This is a genomic window from Mesorhizobium sp. B1-1-5 (genome assembly GCF_006443065.1).
GTDB lineage: Bacteria > Pseudomonadota > Alphaproteobacteria > Rhizobiales > Rhizobiaceae > Mesorhizobium.
The window spans coordinates 1-1,111 of record NZ_VFWS01000579.1; the positions used below are offsets into that span (position 1 = coordinate 1).

The 1,111-nt window shown below is 68.7% G+C and carries 1 protein-coding gene and 1 pseudogene; both read left to right on the forward strand.

Annotated features, from left to right (window positions below; genetic code table 11):
- A partial coding sequence (locus FJ980_RS33465; protein WP_140547650.1) for a dihydrodipicolinate synthase family protein occupies positions 1 to 762 on the forward strand: 762 nt, incomplete at its 5' end.
- 19 nt (positions 763 to 781) lie between these two features.
- Positions 782 to 1,111: pseudogene (locus FJ980_RS33470) on the forward strand (GntR family transcriptional regulator); the annotation flags it as partial.

A 1,111-nucleotide genomic window follows, 5' to 3' on the forward strand; every position in this document is an offset into this window, starting at 1 on the left:
ACGCTCTTCGGCACCACCGGGGAGGGCGCTTCGGTCGGCACCGAGGAGCGGCGGGCTGTCACCGAGGCGATGCTGGCGGCCGGCATCGCGCCGGATCAGCTTGTCGCAGGCGTGCTGGTCGATGCGGCCGAGGATGCAGCCGAGCAGGCTCGGCATGCCTTGCAGCGCGGCGCCCGCAACATCCTCCTTGCCCCTCCCAGCTATTTCAAGAATATCGGCGACGATGGGCTTTTCGGCTGGTTTTCCGCTGTCTTTGCCGCTCTCGGTCCGCTGGCCCGCGGCGTGCTGCTCTACAACATTCCCTCGGTCACCACGGTGCAGCTTTCGCTGGGGCTGATCGGCCGGCTGCGCCAGGCGGTTCCGGACGTGGTCGCCGGCGTCAAGGATTCCGGCGGCGACTGGACCTATAGCGAGGCGCTGCTCGGCGCCCATGGCGATCTGGTGATCCTGATCGGTGACGAGCGGCATCTGGCGCGGGCGGTCAGGATCGGTGGCCAGGGCGCGATTTCGGGCATGGCCAATTTCGCCGCCGGCGAGGTCCTCGCCATGGCGCAGACGGGGCAGGACGATGCGCGGGTCGAGCGTTTCGTGCTCGAGCTGCTCAAGCACCCGGTCATTCCTGCGGTCAAGGTGATGGTGGCGCGCAAAACCGGCGACGAGCGCTGGCTGGCGGTGCGGCCGCCGCTCGAGCCGATCGCGGCGCCGGGGCGCCAGCAGCTTGGCGCTGCCTACGACACTCTTTTCGCGGCCGCGGCGGCCTGACGGGAAGGGAAGCGCTGAAATGGCCAATGGCGGCGACCAGACAAATCTGCGGGAGCAGGCCTATGCCAGCTTCACGCGGCATTTGCTGGCACGCTACCTCAAGCCGGGCCAGTTCGTGTCGCAGCGCGGCATGCAGCTTGCGCACATCGCCATCAGCCTGATCCGCGAGGCCTTCCAGTGCCGCCTGTTCATGGAGCGCGAGGCGGTGGCGCTGTTCACCGTCAGCGCCTCCGACGACGAACTCGCGCGCTTGCGCCGCGAGCATGAGGACATGCTGGCGCAGGCGCTGGCGCAGACCCCGACGCCGGAGATGGAGGCCAGGGCTCAGACCATCGACTGGGCCATGCAC